The 245-nt window shown below is 58.8% G+C and carries 1 protein-coding gene; it reads left to right on the top strand.

Features of this window, described 5'->3' with window-relative positions; genetic code table 11:
* Window positions 1–245, top strand: a 245-nt coding sequence (locus P8629_RS12500) for a hypothetical protein (protein ID WP_278166417.1), incomplete at both ends; no start/stop codon positions are given.

Raw genomic sequence — 245 nt, 5'->3', positions numbered from 1 at the left:
CGCTGCGGTTCACTCTTGCCATCATGGCCGCTCAGGGCCGTGACGTTAAGCTCGACCCGGCGCGTATTGCCGGCTATCGCAATTTCGGCACCAAGCTCTGGAACGCAACGCGCTTTGCCCAGATGAATGGCGTGAAGCTTGATGCCGGTTTCAAGCCGGAAAACGCCAAGCTTGCCGTCAATCGCTGGATTCTGACGGAACTGACCAAGGCAACGCAAGCCGTGACGGAAGGCATCGACACCTAC

It is taken from the genome of Hydrogenovibrio sp. 3SP14C1, from assembly GCF_029625905.1.
Classification (GTDB): domain Bacteria; phylum Pseudomonadota; class Gammaproteobacteria; order Thiomicrospirales; family Thiomicrospiraceae; genus Hydrogenovibrio.
This window is presented reverse-complemented; position numbering and strand designations above follow the sequence as displayed.